An 18,846-nucleotide genomic window follows, 5' to 3' on the forward strand; every position below is an offset into this window, starting at 1 on the left:
ATGATCTAAGGAGAATTCATCATGCTTAACGATAGAATGCGCATGATCTTACGTGAATTAATGACAGTAAACGGGCTTGCAACGGGTGCATACTTAGCAAATGTAAATCAGGTTACATCCCGAACTACTAGAGAGGATATTAAAAATCTTGATTCCATCCTGGCTGATCATGGTGCAAGAATTCATTCATTCAGAGGAAAAGGATATAAACTAGAGATACTGGATAATCAAAAGTTTGTAAAGTATTTACAAGCGAATATTGAAGAAAAGGCAACATACGATAAAGATATTCCTACATCACCTGAGGAACGGATTTCGTATATTATTAAACGATTATTATTAAGTGAGACATTTTTGAAATTGGAAGATTTAGCGGATGAAATGTATATTAGCAAATCGACTATTCAAAATGATTTAAAGGATGTAAAGCAAAGATTAGAAAAGTATGATATTCATATAGAATCACGCCCAAATTATGGGGTGAAGGCGGTTGGAAATGAACTGAAACTGCGATTTTGTATTGCAGAATATTTATTTGATCGGAATAGTCGGAGCACCGAATTGATATCAGATTTTAGTTTTTCTCCATTACCAAAAGAAGATTTGGATAAGATTCAAGAAATCATTATGCGTCAAATTAAGGAGACAAACATAACTTTATCAGATGTCGCTCTTAATAATCTTCTTATCCATATTGGAATTGCTTATGAACGGATTAAAACTGGAAATCATGTAACATTGTTTAAGTCAGAAATGAAAGAAATAATGCAACAAAGTGAATATAAGGTGGCAAAAAGAATTGTCGACGAGGTTGAGGTCGCATTCCAAGTAACTTTTCCTCAAGATGAGACCGCTTACATTGCGATTCATTTGTTGGGTACAAAAATATTAAATCAATCTAGTGTCGGTGAAAAAGTCGTCGAGCAGGTGATGGATGAAAAAATTATTGAAATGATTATGTTTGCTCTAGACAAAATAAAAATAGAACTCAACCTAGATTTGAAAAATGATAAAGAGTTAATCATCGCCTTAAGTCTTCACTTAAAACCAGCAATAAATCGTTATAAATTTGGAATGAATATTCGAAATCCAATGTTAGAAGCGATAAAGAAGAATTACCCACTTGCATTTGAAGCAGGGATTGTAGCCGGTCTGGCAATTGAGAAGCAAACCGGGACAAAAATGAATGAAAATGAGGTTGGATATCTTGCGCTTCATCTTGGTGCAGCGATCGAAAGGCAGAAACTGAAATCAGGCCCAAAACGCTGTATCATTGTCTGTGCTTCAGGACTTGGAACAGCACAGTTGATTTATTATAAATTAAGAAAACAATTCGGAGAAATACTCGATGTTGTTGGTACAACCGAATATTATAATTTAAAGCAGTATAATTTAAGTGATATCGATTTTATTGTTAGCTCCATTCCAATTCAAGCAGAATTACCTGTTCCAGTTGTAGAAATCAATGCAATTTTAGGCGAAAATGATTTAGTGAAGATTGAAAAACTATTGGCTGATCAGACATTAGAGGTGGAGCAGTATTTTAGACCTGAACTCATGTTTCTTGGTGAAGATTTCACTTCGAAAGAAGCTGTTTTAGAATTTCTACAAGAGAAATTAGTGGAAATGGAGTTAGTGGAGCCAACCTTTCTGGAGGCCGTTTATGAACGGGAAAAGGTAGCACCAACGGCCTTTGGTAATTTAGTTGCCCTCCCCCATCCGATTACGCCAAAGTCATATCAGACATTTTTAACCATCTGTACTTTGAAAAAACCGATTCAATGGAATGAAAAGTTAGTCCAATTTATTTGTATCATCAATGTGAAGAAAAATAGCCAGGAGGATTTGCAATCGATGTATGAATTGCTCGGAAAAATTATTGACAGCAGTTCCATCGTGCAAAAATTAATCAAGTCAAAAGACTATCATGAGTTTATGAGAATACTAGTTGGGTATAATTAATGGGCATCCAAAAAAATGGATGGCCATTTTTAATATAGTGGTTAATGTATTAATTTGTTCAACTTTTTCTTCATCATATCGTTACAATATAATCTCATTTCAATCTTCTCTTGGTTTGCCAATCAACCCATAAAAGAAAAGTTCCCCTAAATCAATAATGGATTGCTTGTTTTGATTAGCAATTAACTCTGGATGCTGAATTGCTTCCGTGAAGATCTGGAAATAAAGGATAATGGATTCAATGGATATTTGCGGATTGATGTAGCCGCTTTGTCTTCCTTGTTCAATCAACTCCATCATCGCGGGCATCGCTTTCTTATATGTCCAATCCTCAATAACTTTTTGGATCGCTGGGTCGGTTATGGATTTAAGAAAATCGGTCGAAATGGATTTTGTCAGCTCCATCCGATCAAACAGAACCTTTTCCACCTTTTTTGGGAAGGGAATATCCATATGAAATATTTTTTCGAATTTTTCCATCTCTGTATTAAAAAATTCCTCTATAACCGCTTTAGTCAGTTCCTCTTTACTTCCGAAGTAATTATAAATTGATACCGGAGAAACATTCGCTTTTTTAGCAATCTCGGCAATGCTCACTTTTTCCACTCCGTATGTACTGAAAAGTTCAAATGCCGCTTTTCTTATACTCTCTTTTTTCTTCTCCGTTCTGCGTTGATATCCGTCCATTTCTTTCACCTCAAATTAAGATTACTATATATTTTGTAATGAAACAATAAATTTTATTCAAAACATATTGATTTTCAATTAGTGGTGATTTATTATGAAACCAATGAATAAATATTATTCAAAACATAAAAGAAAGGTGAAAGTCGCTAGCCGATAGGAGCTGGTGAAATTTGAAGTGCCAATTTCACTTGGAGCTAGACAATTCTAAAATGGTTCACTACAAATTCTGATATTTTATAAAAAGGGGAGCTAATGATGGGAATTCAAATTAACCAATTAACGAAAGTGTTCCCAAATGGTAAGGGCATTTTTGATTTGTCCTTTGAGGTGAAGCAAGGAGAAGTATTTGGATATTTAGGACCAAACGGTGCGGGGAAATCAACTACCATCCGTCATTTAATGGGATTTATGAAGCCAAAAGCAGGCTTTGCTAAAATAAATGGCCTGGATTGTTGGAGTAACAGCGCTGAAATTCAAAAGCATGTTGGCTATTTACCGGGTGAAATCGCCTTTTTAGATAATATGAATGGACTTCAATTCCTTGATTTACTTGGGGGAATGCGAGGAATGAAGGATCTCACAAAACGGGAAGAGCTCATTGAACGATTCCAGTTTGATGTGAAAACACCAATTCGTAAAATGTCAAAAGGGATGAAACAGAAGGTAGGAATTGTGGCAGCATTCATGCATGATCCGGAAATACTAATCCTTGATGAACCGACATCCGGATTGGACCCATTGATGCAAAGCTTATTTATAGATTTAATCCTAGAAGAAAAATCGAAAGGTAAAACGATTTTAATGTCATCCCATATCTTTCAGGAGATCGATCGCACCTGTGACAGAGTAGGCATTATTAAGGATGGCAGATTAGTAGCGGTAGAAAATGTTCAGCATCTTCAATCGATTCAACGGAAAGTGTTCGATATTACCGTTCAAAAGAAAGAGGATCTGGAAATAGTAAAGCAATCCGGGCTTGAAGTCCTTTCAGAGAACGGGCTACGAGTAAAAGTTGCCGTGCAAGGAGACTACAATCATTTTGTCAAAGTATTAGCAGAATGCGAGATTAATAATTTAGATATCCATGCACAGTCACTGGAAGAGATTTTTATGCATTTCTATGACAGGGAGGAAAAAGCAATATGAATGCCTCACTTTTTTTATCAACCTTAAAAACAAATGGAAAAACACTTTTTAGCTATGCAATTGGATCTGCTTTTTATGTTTTGTTAATTATGCTTATATATCCATCCTTTGCTAAATCAAATGCCATGGATGTTGTACTCAAACAAATGCCGCAAAAATATTTAAGTGCCTTCGGATTTGACGGCGGGATGCCTAAGGATCTTAGCGGATTTTTAGCTGGGGAGTTTTATGGTTTGTTGTTTATTCTAATTTTGATGATTTATAGTGTCATCCTTTCCTCACAATTAATGGTTCGCTTAGTGGATCGGGGCTCAATGGCATATTTGCTTTCAACCTCTGTCTCAAGGACCAAAATTGCCATTAGTCAAGCAGCCATTTTAATTTTTGGCCTATTGCTGATAACGATTATTACGATAGCAACGGTTCTAATTGGATCGGATATGATTATTAAAAATAATGATCTTCACGTATCCAATTTTATACAGATGAATGTAGTTGGGTTCCTGCTTTTCTTTGTGATTAGCGGATACTCTTTTTTCTTTTCCTGTGTTTTTAACGATGAGAAACGTGCACTGGCGGTATCTGGAGGTCTTTCTGTTATTTTCTTTGCCATCAATTTAGTAGCGAAGATGAGCACCGATTTTGATTGGTTAAAATATCTTACCGTTTTTTCAACGTTTAATCCTTCTGATATTGCAAAAGGCACGGTTGATATTCTGCCAATATCACTCGGATTAGGATTTTCGGGTCTTGTTTTGTACACTATAGCGATCCTTATTTTTTCAAAAAGGGATCTTCCTTTATAAAATCCCACAAGGAAAAAATCGATACTTCGGCGAAATAATAAGGAATCGAAAAAAGTGGGGTGTGACAGATGGGAACATTAAAAGCATGGATGGATTATCTTAACAGTATCAATGGAAAGGAACATGATAGCTTTTTTAAGCCATATAAAGAAGGGAAATGGTCGAAAGCGGCCATTATTTCGCACATGATGTTTTGGGATCGCTTCTTTTATGAGGAACGACTGCCCCATATGTTAAAAGGGGAAACCTTAGTGGGAATCACTGCTGAGCAAGTGGAAGAAATGAACAAGAAGGCAGAAGAGTATGCTCATTCCGGAATAACCCTTCAAGAGATCATTGATGAGGCCTTGAAATATCGGCAAATGTTATTAGACAAACTGCAGGATGAAGATTTATCCAGGACGTTTACGATAAAGGATCGTAAAATATCACTCCAAGAATATGTAAATGGTGAAATAGAGCATGACGAGCATCATTTGAAGCAATTAAAGGCGAAATAAGACCCTGACCATCCAGACAAAGGCTAAACTTGTGAAGTAATTTATGTGCTGCAAAAATTCTTATAACATAACAAAAGGGCTCTTGATAGGAGCCCTTTTATAATTGAAATACGTAGTTAATAAGGAATGGCGAAATAAAAAACGACATCAACGCTGCTAAGATCATCGAAACACTTGAAATAGCACCTGCTGAATTGCTAATTTCTAAAGCCTTTGATGTCCCTGCCCCATGAGAGCTTGTTCCTAATAATACTCCATGGGCAACATCACTTTTGAATCTAAATAGACGGATGATAATAGGTCCGAGTATCATCCCTGTAACCCCGGTTATAATCACAAAGATGGCGGTTACTGTTGGAATCCCGCCAATTTTGGACGAAACCCCCATGGCAATCGGAGTTGTAATAGAATATGGAATAATACTGTGAATCAACGACTTATTTAAATGTAAAAAGCCAGCCATGAAGGCGGAAGCAATAACTGAAATTAATGAACCTGTTAATACACTTAAAAGAATTTCGCTAAAATGTTTTTTGAGCACAGGATAAAATTTGTAAAGCGGGATGGCAAAAGCAATGGTTGCCGGCTTTAAAAGATCTGTTAACCATTTGCCGCCGCCTTGATAGTTACTATAGGAAACATTGCATAATAATAAAATAGTAACAATAAGAATTGGTGCAATCAGAAGCGGAGTTAAGTATATTTTCCTCATATACTGATAGCACCACTTCGCTCCCCAATAGATTCCGATTGTTAAAAGCAAGCATAATAGACCGACCATTATATATGTTTCTCTTCCTTTCGATGCATGATTTTTTCTGCAATGAATCCGGAGCATGTCATTACTAATGCAGAACTTAATATGATAATCATCAAGATTTTGATGCCATTATCCACGAGCATGCTTTTGTATTGAATCACCCCGACTGCAGAAGGAATAAAAAAAAGAAGAAATTCAGCGAGCAGCCAGTTTCCTCCTATCTCAATCCATTTCAGTTTCACCATGTTTGTTTTTAACAAAATAAACAAAATGATAATGCCGATGATACTGCCAGGTATTCCGATATGAAGCAAGTTGGAAAGCTTGTCCATTATATAAGAAAAAGCAACTAAAATTGCTACTTGTATAAAACCTTTACTAAAATTCATCATGTGTTCTTCACCCCATCCAAAGTGTACAGCAGCTTTAACAATAGGTAAAATGAATATATAGAATGATGACCATTCCTTTAGGTTATAGGAGCGATAGAAATGGATATTCAGCATTTACAGTATTTTGTAGCAGTTGCAACCCAAGGTAATTTTACAAAAGCTGCCCAGCAGCTCTATGTGACTCAGCCGACGATTAGTAAAATGGTCAAAAGTATCGAAGAAGAATTGGGAGTTACATTATTTGATCGATCCGGTAAACAAGTCAAGCTCACGGATGCAGGAAAAATATTGCTCGGACAAGCCCAGAATATTATAAAATCCTTTGAAAATCTGTCCTCTGAGCTAGATGATTTAGTAGAGTTGAAAACAGGCAGCATTCAAATTGGACTTCCACCGATGACTGGTTCGCGATTTTTCCCCAGAGTAATTCAGGAGTTTCATAAGCAATATCCACGAATTACAGTGCATCTTTTTGAAGACGGAGCTAAAAAGATTGAATCAGATGTTGGTAATGGAATACTCGATCTTGGTGTTGTTGTATTGCCAACGAAGAATGATATTTTCCACACTTTTTCGTTTGTAAAGGAACAATTAATGCTATTAACTCATCCGACAAACCCTTTAAGTAAAAGAGAAGTGGCACTTTTGAAGGATCTGGAACACGAGGATTTTATCCTTTTTCGAAAGGATTTTGCCCTTCATGATCGAATTATAACGGAATGTGTTCGAACAGGATTTCAGCCGCATATCATATATGAGAGCTCTCAATGGGATTTTATCAGCGAAATGGTTGCAGCAAATCTCGGCATTGCACTTTTGCCAGAGACGGTTTGCAGACACTTGGATCAAAATCGTGTTTCCATCATACCTTTAAAGGATCCGGTTATTCCATGGGAACTCGGGATTATCTGGAGGAAAGATAGATATTTATCTTTTGCTGCCAGGGAGTGGCTGCGGTTTACGAAGGAATTTATGGAAAGGGAAAGGAATCAATACAAAGCATAGCCAAAGTTCTGTAATTACGGTGACACAGCTTGTCCACATTTGTAAACTTTTATTCCTTTCCACGCTTGGGTTATACTATACATAGTGGGATATAGAATAAATTCGAAAGTCTGAGCATATAGGCTCAGGCTATCATTTTGTGTATTAAAATGAACTTTAGAATATAAAAGAAAGTCTATTAACTTGAAAAGCAATATAATGGAGGCACAAAATGGGAGATATAGTACACTCTTTATTACAGGCTTTTGCTGGTCTTGGATATGTAGGAATAATACTAGGCTTGGCTATTGAAATTATACCAAGTGAAATTGTACTTGCCTTTGCTGGTTATCTTGTTTCGCAAGGAAACGTCAGTTTTATTGGGGCAGTTATAGCTGGTGTTATTGGGGGAACGATTGCTCAAATGATTATTTATTGGATTGGTGCTTATGGCGGCCGACCATTTCTTAAGAAATTTGGCAAATACATTTTCATTCATGAACATCATATTGAATTAGCGGAAAAGTGGTTTGATAAATATGGGTCCGGTGTTGTTTTCACAGCACGTTTTGTTCCAGTTGTAAGACATGCCATTTCAATTCCTGCAGGTATAACGAAAATGTCGTTCGGGAAATTTACTTTATATACAGGACTTGCTGCTATCCCTTGGTCTATTTTATTCATCTATTTAGGCCATAAGCTCGCTTCAAACTGGGAGCAAGTAAATGAGCTCGCAAAACCGTATGTGCAGCCAGTCATGATTATTGCTGTAATTGTAATTGTTCTATATGTTGTTTTAACCATTTTCCGAAAAAGAAAGAAAACCGTATAAATATGTTTTGCCCAACCGAAATGGTTGGGTTTTCTGTTTATGAAGGAATTTGCATTTCTTTCGCGAAATTGTATTTGAAAAGGAGGTTTTAAAAAATGAGTGTAAGTAAAATGAAAGAGGTACTGTTTTCTGAGTGGGATGTTGCTGTTCGTACAATAAGCAATTTATTATCTAAGGTTCAGGAAAAAGATTGGGATTATCGCCCGCGTGAAAACATGAGAACATTGCTGGAGCTTGCCAATCACCTTGTCCAGATTCCTGTTGTCGATTTGGCCATTTGGCAAGAGAAAAATGAGCAGGAAATACGTCATTTAGAAAATAAATTGCAGGCTGGGAATGCTTCAGAACTGATTGAGGTTTTAAAAAAGGGATACCAAGATTTCAAAGCATATTATGAATCACTTTCCGAAACGGATTTCCTTGAAAAAAAATCAAAGCCTTTTTATTTTGGAGCTGAAATGGAAGGACATACTCAGGCAAAGTGGCTGACGGAAAGTACAACACATATTTTTCATCATCGTGGCCAGTTTTTTAACTATTTGAAGGAATTAGGTTATGAGGTTAATATGTTTGATTTATATTAATAAAGGGGAGCGTATGGATGGTTACTGAAATTCATGCGCTTTTTTGTTTAGCGGACACAGAATCCGTTATTCTCATAAAAAATGCTGTTTTCTAGGTGTTTGCGGACACAGAATCCGTTATTTGCCAAAAATTATGGGGAAATGATCGTTTTTAGCTAAATAACGGAACGTATGTCCGGTAAAAACGTAAAAACACCTGTTTTGACTTACTTAACGGAACGTATGTCCGCTTAATTACCAACTTTGTGTTTCTTTTGTAGTGCCTGCTTCCTCTGCTTCTCCAAAAAACGTTCGCTGAAGCTGCGGCGCTTATCGTGATAACTCAATTCGGATTAATTGACGCCCATTATTTTCTGTAGTCAGGCGTTTGATTCTCCAATTTTGTGTAATCATCCCTTCAAGCTCAACAACTTGATTAGGTTTCAATTTTACTTGATCAAAATAGGTATCGCCAAATTCGAAGTCCTTCCCCTCTTCAAGTCCATATCTATGTATCATGAAATGCTTTAAGCCATTTCGTGTAACAAACTTGAATTTATACCCAGCTTGTACAGCCTCTTTAAATTCTTCCCAATGTTCTTCAGCAAATTGAAAAAGCATTTCCCAGTCTTCATCATCCTGATTCAGAGATTTTAAGGCATGAAAATCCTTGGACTTACATATTTCTAGTATACGATCATTCGATAAACCACCCGAACGAGCTATTTCTAATTGAAGACCGATCGGCATGGATAATTGAACTGTAGACATTTGTATTCCTCCTAGTAATGTTTAAAATAATTATAGCAGAATTGTTTATATAATTCCGACTTTTGTAATGTAAAAAGAAAAGATTGAATTCGTTATTATAATATCGTATATTTATAGTCTGTAAAACATATAGAATTAATCGGAATTAAAATTCGTACATAAAAAAACTGTTTATTCCGTTATTTAATACTTGGTTTTACAAAGAAAAAACCAACTTAGGGGGAACAAGTGATGAGAAAGCAAATTGGTTTATTTGCTGCAATATTGCTAAGTTTTGTCTTGGTTTTATCGGGATGTTCATCTAATTCCAGTAGTACATCCAGTGATAAAACGAATGGATCGGGAAGCAAATCAAATACTTTTATCTATGGAATTAGTGGAGATCCGGGTAATTCTGTAAACGTTATTACAACAGGTGATCGTTTTGGACTTATGGAAATTAAAGCGATCTATTCACCTTTATATATGTATAACGGAAAAGATGATGTGAAGTACTTTTTAGCAACAAGTATGACACCGTCTAAAGATTTCAAAACGTACACAGCAAAATTAAGAAAAGATGTTAAATGGTCAGATGGTAAGCCATTTACAGCAGATGATGTTGTATTTACTTACGATCAAATGTTAAAAGAATCAAACGGTGGTTGGGCAAGAAGCATGCTTATCTTTAACAACAAACCGGTTAAAGTTGTCAAAGTAGATGATTATACAGTGAAGTTTGAGCTTCCGGAAGTAAGTATGGGGGCAATGGAATCACTTGGAAATATCTTTATCATGCCAAAGCATATTTATGAAGGAGAAAAAGATATTGCCAATAGTTCTAAAAATGCAACTCCAGTAGGAACAGGCCCTTATAAGCTTGTGCAATATAAAGCTGGTGAGAGTGTTACTTTTGAGAAAAATAAAGATTATTTCTTAGGTGCTCCAAAAATTGATAAAGTTGTATTCCGTATTATTGAAGATGCGAATACTGCTAACATATCACTGCAAAGCGGAGAAATTAACGCTTTAATTATCCAGCCTTCAGATGTTGCAAAGTTTAAAAATGATTCTAAAGTTACCCTTAAACCATATGATGAAGGCCGCATCGGTTACATGGCCTTTAATTTAAGCTCGAAAGCCGTACAATCGAAAGAAGTACGTCAGGCGATTGCTTATGCATTAAATCGCGATGAAATTATTAAAGCAAGCTATCTATCTAATGATTATGCAGAGCCGGCATATACTTTCTTACCAAGAAAGGCGACTTACTACACAGAAAATGTCGATAAACATGACTTCAATGTCAACAAGTCAAAAGAACTTCTTAAGAAAGCTGGAGTAGAGGGATTATCTCTTAAACTAGCTTATATTGGAAGCGATCCTATTCAACAAAAGCAAGCAGCTGTTATGCAGCAAGACCTTAAAGCAGTTGGTATCGACTTGAAATTAGTTGGAATGGATGCAAATGCATTAAGCCAAAAGCTAGAGAAAGTACAAACAGATTTTGACATGTATTTAAACGGATTTATTATGGGGATTGATCCTGATACTTTTAACTCCTTATTTGTAACAGGAAGTCCGAGCAACTATATGCACTATAGTAATCCGGAAGTGGATGATTTATTCAATAAAGGCAGAGTAGAAACAAATGATGCGAAACGTCAAGCAATCTATGAAAAGATTCAAAAATTAATCATTGATGACGCAGCATTCTATCCGATTACAGAAAACAAACGGATTTTAGCCATTGATTCAAATATTACTGGAATTGATCAAGCAGGACTTGTTCCGGTGTATACATTTGAGGATATGTCAAAACTTTCTTTTAAATAATTTTATGTAAATAAAGATAAACGGCTCTAGCGCTGTTTATCTTTATTTTTAGGATAGGCTCTTTCATCCACTTTGTTATAAGCTATGGTTCGATTTCCGAAACATTGTCCGGGGGCACTTTATACAGATGGATGTGAGTATGCTTTCGACGAACAATCTTCACTATGAAAAAAGTCTCAAAATAAGGAGTGAAAGCGATTGGCCAAATATATTTTAAAAAGGGTCTTACAGGCGATACCGATGTTAATTATCATCTCCATCATCTGTTTTGCGCTGATTCAAATGGCGCCATATGATGCGATTGATTCCATGACTACTCCTAATATGTCGCAAAAGACCATTGAGCTTATAAAAGCAAAATATGGGCTGGACCAGCCTGCCTATATTCAATATTTTGATTGGGTGAAAGGAATTTTACGTGGTGATTTTGGTTACTCCCTTGTTACGCACCAAAGCATTTCGCAAGACTTACTTTCAAGAATTCCAAATACAATCGTATTAGTTTTACCGGCATATGTATTAGCGCTTATTTTAGCGATTGTGCTTGGTCTTATTGCAGGTGCAAATAAAGGTAAATTACTAGATAAAATGATTGATGGTTTTAGCTCAATCGGGATTGCAATCCCAAGTTTTTGGTTAGCAATGATCTTTATTTTTATTTTTGGATATAAAATGGGTTTATTTCCGATTTTGGGCATGCATACGATTGGTCTGGAAGATTCTGCTTCGGATTTCTTTCACCATCTTGTCTTGCCATGCGTAGTATTGACGATTGCCTTTTTACCGGAATTAATTCGCTATGTTCGATCATCAACGATAGGACAGTTGGCGGAAGATTATGTAATGGTTCAAGAAGCATACGGTTCTTCTGGTGCAGCCATTCTATTCAAGCATGTTCTTCGTAATGCTTTATTACCGCTTGTAACCATCGTGGGGATGTCTTTGCCGATGCTTGTTACAGGTGCCTTTGTAACGGAGACTGTTTTCGGCTGGCCAGGAATTGGACCATATTTTGTTAAAGCTATCCAAGGATTTGACTATCCTGTTGTGATGGCAATTATGTTGTTTTCGGCCAGTTTAGTTATTCTGGGGAACTTATTGTCAGATATTCTATATTGCATTATCGACCCTAGAATTAAGGAAATGAGGTAACGGAAGTGGCTAAACAAAAAAATAGAAGAATCGAAAAGCTGAAAAAAGAATTAAAGTCTAATAAAACGGCATTATTTGCTTTTATCTTTCTTTCTTTCATTATACTAGCCTCTATCTTTGCCTTTCTATCACCTTATTCACCGAATGCAGTAAATGTTGGAAAGGTATTGGAAAAGCCGAATGGCAGTCATCTATTTGGCACGGATGAGCTCGGCCGTGATTATTTAACAAGGGCGTTATATGGAGGAAGAATATCCCTTACCGTTGGGCTTTTAGCGATGGCGATTTCTACCTGCATCGGTGTATTAGTGGGAACTGTAAGCGGATATTTTGGAGGGAAAATTGATAATCTCCTCATGAGGATTGTTGATATCATTTCATCCATACCGTGGATGATCCTGGTAACGGTTATTAGTATTTTTTTAACTCCAGGATTGAAAGCAATCATTCTTGTAATTGGTTTATTTACTTGGATGGGGACAGCAAGACTGGTTCGTGCTGAAACCTTAACGATAAAGGAACGGGAATATGTTTTATATGCAAAAGCATCAGGACAATCCTTTTGGAAAATCATTTTTAAGCATATTATTCCGGGTGCGCTGCCAACCTTTATTGTTGCATCAACAGTTAGTATTGCCAATGCTATTTTAATGGAGTCGGCACTAAGCTTCCTTGGTCTTGGTGTACAGCAGCCTCTATCTTCATGGGGAAGCATGTTGCAAACGGCGCAAGGCAATCTGGCAAGTGCTCCATATATGGCGATTTTACCAGGAGTGTTAATTGTATTAACGGTGTATTCCTTTAATAAATTAGGTGATGTACTTCGCGTGGTCGTAGAACCGAAAACGGGTAAATAGGGGGTGAATGGTATGAGCGACACATTACTAGAGGTGAAAGATTTAAAAACGACCTTTTATGATGGTAAAACAAGGCTTGAAGCGATTCGTGGGATTAACCTAAATGTACAAAAAGGGGAAATCCTCGGAATCGTAGGCGAATCTGGAAGTGGCAAGAGTGTCTTAATGAAATCCATTATGGGAATAATCCCGAAAACAGCGAAGGTCGAAAGCGGAGAAATGATTTTAAACGGACGCCATATTGAGAATCTCTCCAATAAGGAAAAAAGAGCAATCAGAGGCAAAGAAATTGCGATGATTTTCCAGGATCCAATGACTGCTTTAAATCCACTAAAAAAAGTAGGGGATCATCTTGTCGAGTTATTGGTTCGCGTTCGCGGAATGAAAAAGGTGGAAGCCAAAAATGAAGCAATTGAAATGCTAAGAATGGTCGGGATTCCCTCACCAGAAGCAAGGGTGAATCAATATCCGCATGAGTTTAGCGGCGGTATGAGGCAAAGGGTTCTAATTGCGATGGCATTATCTTGCAATCCTGAACTATTAATTGCGGATGAACCGACTACTGCTTTGGATGTAACGATTCAGGCACAAATTCTGAATCTATTAAAAAAGTTACAAAGCGAAAATGATATGTCTGTCGTTCTTATTACTCATGACTTAGGTGTGGTAGCTAGCCTTTGCAGCAGGATTGTCGTGATGTATGCAGGAATGATTATGGAGGAAGGACTTGCTGCGGAAATCTTTTATTCTCCTAAGCATCCGTATACAAAAGCATTGCTAAACTCCATTCCGAAGATGGACGATGGAGAAAAAAGCAGATTGAAGCCAATTAAAGGATCTGCACCATCCTTAAATAATCTTCCGAAGGGATGTCCTTTTGCGGAGCGCTGCGAACTAGCGATGGAGAAATGCTTTACGGAGATGCCAGCTTACAAAAAATTTTCAGAAACACAAAGCAGCATGTGCTTTTTAGCTGGGGAAGGAGACGGCGAACATGAGTGATAACAAACAGCAGAAACTCATTGAAGTAAACCACTTGAAAAAATACTTTCCTTTAAAATCGTCCTTTCTTCATAAAAAGGATCAATATGTGAAAGCGGTCGATGATGTCACTTTCCATATAAATAAAGGCGAAACCTTTGGACTTGTCGGTGAATCTGGCTGCGGGAAATCAACGCTCGGCAGAACCATCAATCGCTTATATGATGCAACCGAAGGAGAAATCATTTTTGATGGAACTGATATCGCCAAATTAAAGGCTAAAGAACTGCAGCCTTATCGCAAAAGAATGCAGATTATTTTTCAAGATCCCTATTCTTCTCTCAATCCGTATATGAATGTCGGGGAGATAATTGATGAACCTTTAGAGATTCATACGAATCTATCAAAAAAGGAGAGAAGTGAAAAGATTGGTGAATTGCTTGAAAAAGTAGGGTTAAAAAAGCAGGATATGGAGAAATTTCCATATGAGTTTAGCGGCGGACAGCGCCAACGAATTGGCATTGCACGGGCATTATCGATTAATCCTGAGTTTATTTTATGCGATGAGGCTATTTCTGCATTGGACGTCTCCATTCAAGCTCAGGTAATCAATATGCTGGAGGATTTGCAGGAAGAAATGGGTCTCACCTATTTATTTGTTGCTCATGATCTCTCTATGGTTCGCCATATTTCGGATCGAATTGGGGTCATGTACTTAGGAAGAATAGTAGAAATTTCGGATAGTAACGATTTGTATAAAAATCCTCTCCACCCATATACAAAGGCATTATTATCAGCAATTCCGATTCCAGATCCAATCAAAGCGCAAAGTGCCAGTATCGAGTCCATTAAGGGAGAATTGCCAAGTCCATTAGATATTGGGCAAGGCTGCAGATTCCGTTCGCGCTGTCCGTTTGCTACCGCCAAATGTGCGGAAGTGGACCCGGAAATGAAAGAAGTTGCGAGCGGGCATTTTGTCGCTTGTCATTTATATGAATAAACGGTTTGAAGGAGGGTTCCGATTGGTGGAACCCTTTTTTGAATAGTCTCTGGATTCTACTCCTTTTTGTATTGGCTGAATTATTCCGAGTTGTGACTGAATTATTCCCAGATATGCCTGAATTATGTTGGAAAGTGACGGAATTATCTTTCAAACTGCCTGAGTTATTTTTAAAAGCAATCTTATTTCCCTTTTAGGAAAGAATATTACCTATAAAATCAAAAGATTTTTGGATATTTTTTTATAATCGGTTAAAAGTGGAGGATAAATGTGGGAATATAAAGGTAAATGAGCAGTAAGCACCGCAAATTAATTCAACAGTTTCCGATTCCGAGGTTTTTGTAGAATGGTTTGAACAGCTCGGTATATTTGTTGTTCATCTTTTTTCTTCACCGCATTTTTGACGATTTGTACATCCTTTTTAGTTAAAGATAAACCAATATATTTTGCTAAGGTGACTTCTACTCTTTCTCCACCCATAATTTCATCCACTACTATTTGGACTGTCATCTTTACGACCTCCTTTAATTTTCTAACTTTATTATATTGGCTGTTCATTAAGCGCGTATTAATGCTTTCTAAAAAAAGTGTAAAGAAATATTACATTGGAGTTTGAAGAGAATATAAAAGGTGTGAAAAAGAATGGTGGAAACAGGAAAAGGCTATGTATTTACAGTCCAGCTTCTGTTGAAGGATTATGTACAGTGCATGCATATTATTATGATGATGAACCATAATATATCCCTTTTTCTTGCAACCTTTTTATGCCAATTTCGTAGAATTAGGACATATTTTTCTTTACATGCATCATCCATATCATAAAAGGTTGAATTGCTGAAGGTTATTAAAGAAGCGAGGTGGCTATGTTTAGATCTAAAAAAATGATTGGACTTAAATATCCAATCATCATTCATAACAGAACAAATATCTTGTTAAACACTAACTCAACGTTTGGTAATTTTCATGGTTTGCTAATTCCCTAATTTTATCTACCCAGTCCTTGAAGCTTTCGTATTCATTGGAGTTGAATCCAAAATACTGCTTAATAAAGCGGACAGATTCTTTTTCTAAATCATGAAAAACCCCATCCGAAAAAATAAGTGTCAGGATCTCAGCTAAAACGATATTTTTAGAGCGTTCATTTTTAAATACTTTAAGGATGTCCACCATCTCGAATCCTTGTATTTTATAATGATCCATTTCCATTTCTTTTTTATATTTATTAAGAATTGTATCTTCATATATTGATTGACTATGGTCAATTTTGGCAATGAGAGAAGCTAATTCAAGAAACGCTGTTTTCTCCTCTTGATTAAGTTCTGCTAGGAACATTTCTACGATCTCCTTTATTTACGAGCGTTAGAAAAGAAATACTTCTATTTTTATTATATCTTAAACGATCGCAATGGCCTTACGTAATTAGTGAAAGTTATTTAACACTTATGAATGGTCATCCCCAAATAATTTTGAATAAATAAGGAGGAAAAGCTTTGAATCAATTAGAAAAAGAATACCTATCTATTGTAACGCAGCAATTTAGGCATTTTAAGGAACGAGCAGAGAAGGCTTTTAAGCAATTATCAGAAGAAGAATTACACTGGAAGCCAAGTGAAGAATCTAATAATATCGCAATAATAATAAAGCATATAAGTGGGAATATGCACTCTCGATGGGTGGATTTTTTAACTGCAGATGGAGAAAAACCATATAGAAATAGGGACTCGGAATTTGTAGATGATATGGAGCCTCAGGAACAACTTATGAAAATTTGGGAAGATGGCTGGAAATTGCTTTTTCACACATTGGAGAATTTCCAGCCAGAAGACTTACATAAAACGGTAACGCTAAGACAGCAACCATTAAGTGTTCTGCAAGCAATTCAAACGGAAGTAGCTCACATTAGTTATCACTTAGGGCAAATCTTATATATTGGTAAACAATTAAAAGATAAAGATTGGATGATTTTAAGCATTCCTAAGAATGGTTCAGAAGCTTATAATGAATCAGTTTCAAAGAAAAGTAATGAATAGATTCGGGTTTTTATAATGTAATCGGGGTGGATAAATGGCTGGAAAATTAATTGCGAGGAGGTATTCTAAATTGCAACCGATTCAAATTGGAGAAATCCCAACAGAAATATTAGAGTATGTAAAAAATATTAACTCTATTCAATTCCCCAGACAGGGTTATACTTCCGATGTTGGCATACTTGAAAGCAATCAAGGCATCTATGTGCTGAAAAGGGCGAAGGGAGAGTTATTTTGTTCATGGTTAAACAAAGAAGCATCTGTATTAGATTGTTTATCAAATGAAACCAATCTGCCTGTTCCGAAAGCAATGAAGTTTGTTAAACAAAAACAATATGATCAATGTTGGGTTCTCATGGAGTACATAGAGGGAGAAACTTTAAGAACTGCTATATCCAATCAAAAGAATAAAAACAAAAGAAGGGAATTGATCTTTCATTTTGGAAATATCCTATCCAAAATCCATTCAACCCCTTGCCCCGACCGACTAAAAAGTGAGCGGCCATGGATTGACGATATGCTACTTCATGCTGAATATAATTTAAATCATTACAAGGTGGATGGAAATAAAGCATTGTTAGATAAAATTAAAACGAATAAACCTAGCATGGCTAAACAAGCACTGATTCATGGAGACTTTACAATCGATAACGTTTTAGTTTCTAATGGCGTCATTTCAGGCATCATTGATTGGAGTGGGGGAGCCAACGGTGACCCTAGATATGATCTTTCATTGGCTATCCGTCCTAAACCCAATTTATTCGAAAATAATTTAGATAGAGAAATTTTCTTCGAGGGATACGGGGAGAAAATTCTTAATAATAAGGAATACGATTATTTTGCGAATGGATTAAATGAGTTTTTTTAAGTGTATGTATTTTTATGGGGGGATGCGAATTGGGGAAATATCTTAAGGTAGTGGTGCCGATAGTATTAATTATTATGATAATTGCCATCGTATTCTACAAAAAGGAAAATGTAGAGGAGCCGACCATTACGATTAAATTTAATATTTCAAAGCTAACGGAAGATGAATTTAATAGACTTGAAAGAGTGAATTATGAAGACTCCGGCATAAGTGATTTTAGAATATTGACCTATAAAGTAGATATGAAGCAATCAAATGGTATTACTTCTCGGAAAATAGTAATACCAGATATTGAGAAAGTAATTAATACAATTGATAAAACGAGGGTTATACATATGACTGGGTGGGAGCAGGATAACGCAGAAGAAAACTTTGCAAATTATAGTTACGAGTTCATTTATTATTCAAAAGGATTAAACGATGAAGACGTAAAAAAAGCGTTAAGCTCTAAAGTTGTAACAGTATCTTGGGAAACAATCGATGGGAAAGCAACAACCAAAAGATTTAATGTGGGTAATCTTACAAAAATTAAATAGGTTAGGATAAAATACGCAAAAATTAGTTTGAATTTTCCCCTAATTTAGGTTAATATAAATGAAATATTTACAATATAAAGGTAATGATTGGAATAAGTAGTTTCTTATCTCCCTGTAGCAGAGAGCTGGTGGTGGTGAAAATCAGTATAAAGATAAGGGCGAATTACCTCCATGAACTTTCTTTGCGAACGGATAGTAGTAAAGAAC

General features: G+C 36.2%; 21 protein-coding genes and 1 other annotated feature (1 of these 22 only partly in view). Of the genes, 15 read left to right on the forward strand and 6 right to left on the reverse strand.

What is annotated here, in order from left to right; all coding sequences use genetic code 11:
* Window positions 1-21: 21 nt before the first annotated feature.
* Window positions 22-1,962 (forward strand): BglG family transcription antiterminator, encoded by a 1,941-nt coding sequence (locus tag AN964_RS01615; protein ID WP_055738046.1) that lies wholly within the window; start codon window positions 22-24, stop codon window positions 1,960-1,962.
* A gap of 99 nt (window positions 1,963-2,061) precedes the next feature.
* Here AN964_RS01615 and AN964_RS01620 read toward each other — a convergent pair whose 3' ends face one another.
* On the reverse strand, window positions 2,062-2,649 hold the full coding sequence (locus tag AN964_RS01620) for a TetR/AcrR family transcriptional regulator (RefSeq protein ID WP_055738047.1): 588 nt from the start codon (window positions 2,647-2,649) through the stop codon (window positions 2,062-2,064).
* A gap of 255 nt (window positions 2,650-2,904) precedes the next feature.
* On the opposite strand from AN964_RS01620, the gene AN964_RS01625 reads away from it, so the two are divergent.
* The 3 genes from AN964_RS01625 (at window position 2,905) to AN964_RS01635 (ending at window position 5,101) form a co-directional block, all read left to right on the forward strand.
* Entirely contained in the window at window positions 2,905-3,795 is an 891-nt protein-coding gene (locus AN964_RS01625; protein ID WP_055738048.1) for an ABC transporter ATP-binding protein, read from the forward strand.
* Window positions 3,792-4,601: an ABC transporter permease subunit gene (locus tag AN964_RS01630; RefSeq protein ID WP_055738049.1), complete on the forward strand. Its 810-nt coding sequence runs from the start codon at window positions 3,792-3,794 to the stop codon at window positions 4,599-4,601. The genes AN964_RS01625 and AN964_RS01630 overlap by 4 nt, the downstream gene beginning before the upstream one ends.
* A gap of 68 nt (window positions 4,602-4,669) precedes the next feature.
* Window positions 4,670-5,101, forward strand: coding sequence for a DinB family protein (locus tag AN964_RS01635; RefSeq protein WP_055738050.1), 432 nt, complete (start codon window positions 4,670-4,672; stop codon window positions 5,099-5,101).
* A gap of 97 nt (window positions 5,102-5,198) precedes the next feature.
* On the opposite strand, the gene AN964_RS01640 is transcribed toward AN964_RS01635, so the two are convergent.
* Window positions 5,199-5,882, reverse strand: a complete 684-nt coding sequence (locus tag AN964_RS01640) for an LrgB family protein (RefSeq protein WP_055738051.1) — start codon at window positions 5,880-5,882, stop codon at window positions 5,199-5,201.
* Window positions 5,882-6,253, reverse strand: coding sequence for a CidA/LrgA family holin-like protein (locus AN964_RS01645; protein ID WP_055738052.1), 372 nt, complete (start codon window positions 6,251-6,253; stop codon window positions 5,882-5,884). The genes AN964_RS01640 and AN964_RS01645 overlap by 1 nt, the downstream gene beginning before the upstream one ends.
* A gap of 99 nt (window positions 6,254-6,352) precedes the next feature.
* On the opposite strand from AN964_RS01645, the gene cidR reads away from it, so the two are divergent.
* From cidR to AN964_RS01660, 3 genes are all read left to right on the forward strand, one after another.
* Window positions 6,353-7,258, forward strand: coding sequence for a cidABC operon transcriptional activator CidR (cidR, locus tag AN964_RS01650; protein ID WP_055738053.1), 906 nt, complete (start codon window positions 6,353-6,355; stop codon window positions 7,256-7,258).
* 211 nt (window positions 7,259-7,469) lie between these two features.
* Window positions 7,470-8,069: an undecaprenyl phosphate transporter UptA gene (gene uptA / locus AN964_RS01655; RefSeq protein WP_055738054.1), complete on the forward strand. Its 600-nt coding sequence runs from the start codon at window positions 7,470-7,472 to the stop codon at window positions 8,067-8,069.
* A 95-nt stretch (window positions 8,070-8,164) separates the two neighbouring features.
* Window positions 8,165-8,653 carry a DinB family protein gene (locus AN964_RS01660; protein ID WP_055738055.1) on the forward strand — a complete coding sequence of 163 codons (489 nt, stop codon included), beginning with the start codon at window positions 8,165-8,167 and terminating at the stop codon, window positions 8,651-8,653.
* A gap of 309 nt (window positions 8,654-8,962) precedes the next feature.
* Here AN964_RS01660 and AN964_RS01665 read toward each other — a convergent pair whose 3' ends face one another.
* A complete protein-coding gene (locus AN964_RS01665) occupies window positions 8,963-9,403 on the reverse strand; it encodes a hypothetical protein (RefSeq protein WP_055738056.1) in 441 nt (146 codons plus the stop codon).
* Window positions 9,404-9,634: 231 nt separating this feature from the next.
* Between AN964_RS01665 and AN964_RS01670 the strand changes: the two genes are divergently transcribed.
* The 5 genes from AN964_RS01670 (at window position 9,635) to AN964_RS01690 (ending at window position 15,208) form a co-directional block, all read left to right on the forward strand.
* Window positions 9,635-11,218: an ABC transporter substrate-binding protein gene (locus AN964_RS01670; protein ID WP_055738057.1), complete on the forward strand. Its 1,584-nt coding sequence runs from the start codon at window positions 9,635-9,637 to the stop codon at window positions 11,216-11,218.
* 198 nt (window positions 11,219-11,416) lie between these two features.
* Entirely contained in the window at window positions 11,417-12,370 is a 954-nt protein-coding gene (locus AN964_RS01675; RefSeq protein WP_055738058.1) for an ABC transporter permease, read from the forward strand.
* Window positions 12,371-12,375: 5 nt separating this feature from the next.
* Window positions 12,376-13,227, forward strand: a complete 852-nt coding sequence (locus AN964_RS01680) for an ABC transporter permease (RefSeq protein WP_055738059.1) — start codon at window positions 12,376-12,378, stop codon at window positions 13,225-13,227.
* A 12-nt stretch (window positions 13,228-13,239) separates the two neighbouring features.
* Window positions 13,240-14,229 carry an ABC transporter ATP-binding protein gene (locus tag AN964_RS01685; protein ID WP_055738060.1) on the forward strand — a complete coding sequence of 330 codons (990 nt, stop codon included), beginning with the start codon at window positions 13,240-13,242 and terminating at the stop codon, window positions 14,227-14,229.
* Window positions 14,222-15,208: an ABC transporter ATP-binding protein gene (locus tag AN964_RS01690; RefSeq protein WP_055738061.1), complete on the forward strand. Its 987-nt coding sequence runs from the start codon at window positions 14,222-14,224 to the stop codon at window positions 15,206-15,208. Before AN964_RS01685 ends, AN964_RS01690 begins: the two co-directional genes overlap by 8 nt.
* Before the next feature lie 309 nt (window positions 15,209-15,517).
* On the opposite strand, the gene AN964_RS01695 is transcribed toward AN964_RS01690, so the two are convergent.
* The gene (locus AN964_RS01695; protein ID WP_055738062.1) at window positions 15,518-15,718 is read right to left on the reverse strand and encodes a hypothetical protein; all 201 of its coding nucleotides are present in this window, start codon (window positions 15,716-15,718) and stop codon (window positions 15,518-15,520) included.
* A 429-nt stretch (window positions 15,719-16,147) separates the two neighbouring features.
* Entirely contained in the window at window positions 16,148-16,540 is a 393-nt protein-coding gene (locus AN964_RS01705) for a hypothetical protein (RefSeq protein WP_055738064.1), read from the reverse strand.
* A gap of 158 nt (window positions 16,541-16,698) precedes the next feature.
* Here AN964_RS01705 and AN964_RS01710 point away from each other — a divergent pair, with 158 nt between their 5' ends.
* The 3 genes from AN964_RS01710 to AN964_RS01720 all read left to right on the forward strand — a co-directional run bounded on the left by AN964_RS01710 (window position 16,699) and on the right by AN964_RS01720 (window position 18,639).
* Entirely contained in the window at window positions 16,699-17,238 is a 540-nt protein-coding gene (locus tag AN964_RS01710; RefSeq protein ID WP_055738065.1) for a DUF1572 family protein, read from the forward strand.
* A 70-nt stretch (window positions 17,239-17,308) separates the two neighbouring features.
* Window positions 17,309-18,103 carry a phosphotransferase family protein gene (locus AN964_RS01715; RefSeq protein WP_055738066.1) on the forward strand — a complete coding sequence of 265 codons (795 nt, stop codon included), beginning with the start codon at window positions 17,309-17,311 and terminating at the stop codon, window positions 18,101-18,103.
* Window positions 18,104-18,132: 29 nt separating this feature from the next.
* Window positions 18,133-18,639 carry a hypothetical protein gene (locus AN964_RS01720; protein WP_055738067.1) on the forward strand — a complete coding sequence of 169 codons (507 nt, stop codon included), beginning with the start codon at window positions 18,133-18,135 and terminating at the stop codon, window positions 18,637-18,639.
* A gap of 74 nt (window positions 18,640-18,713) precedes the next feature.
* Window positions 18,714-18,846, forward strand: a binding site (T-box leader) (it continues 75 nt past the right edge of the window).

Origin of the sequence: Heyndrickxia shackletonii (assembly GCF_001420715.1) — a bacterium.
Taxonomy (GTDB): Bacteria; Bacillota; Bacilli; order Bacillales; family Bacillaceae_C; genus Margalitia; species Margalitia shackletonii.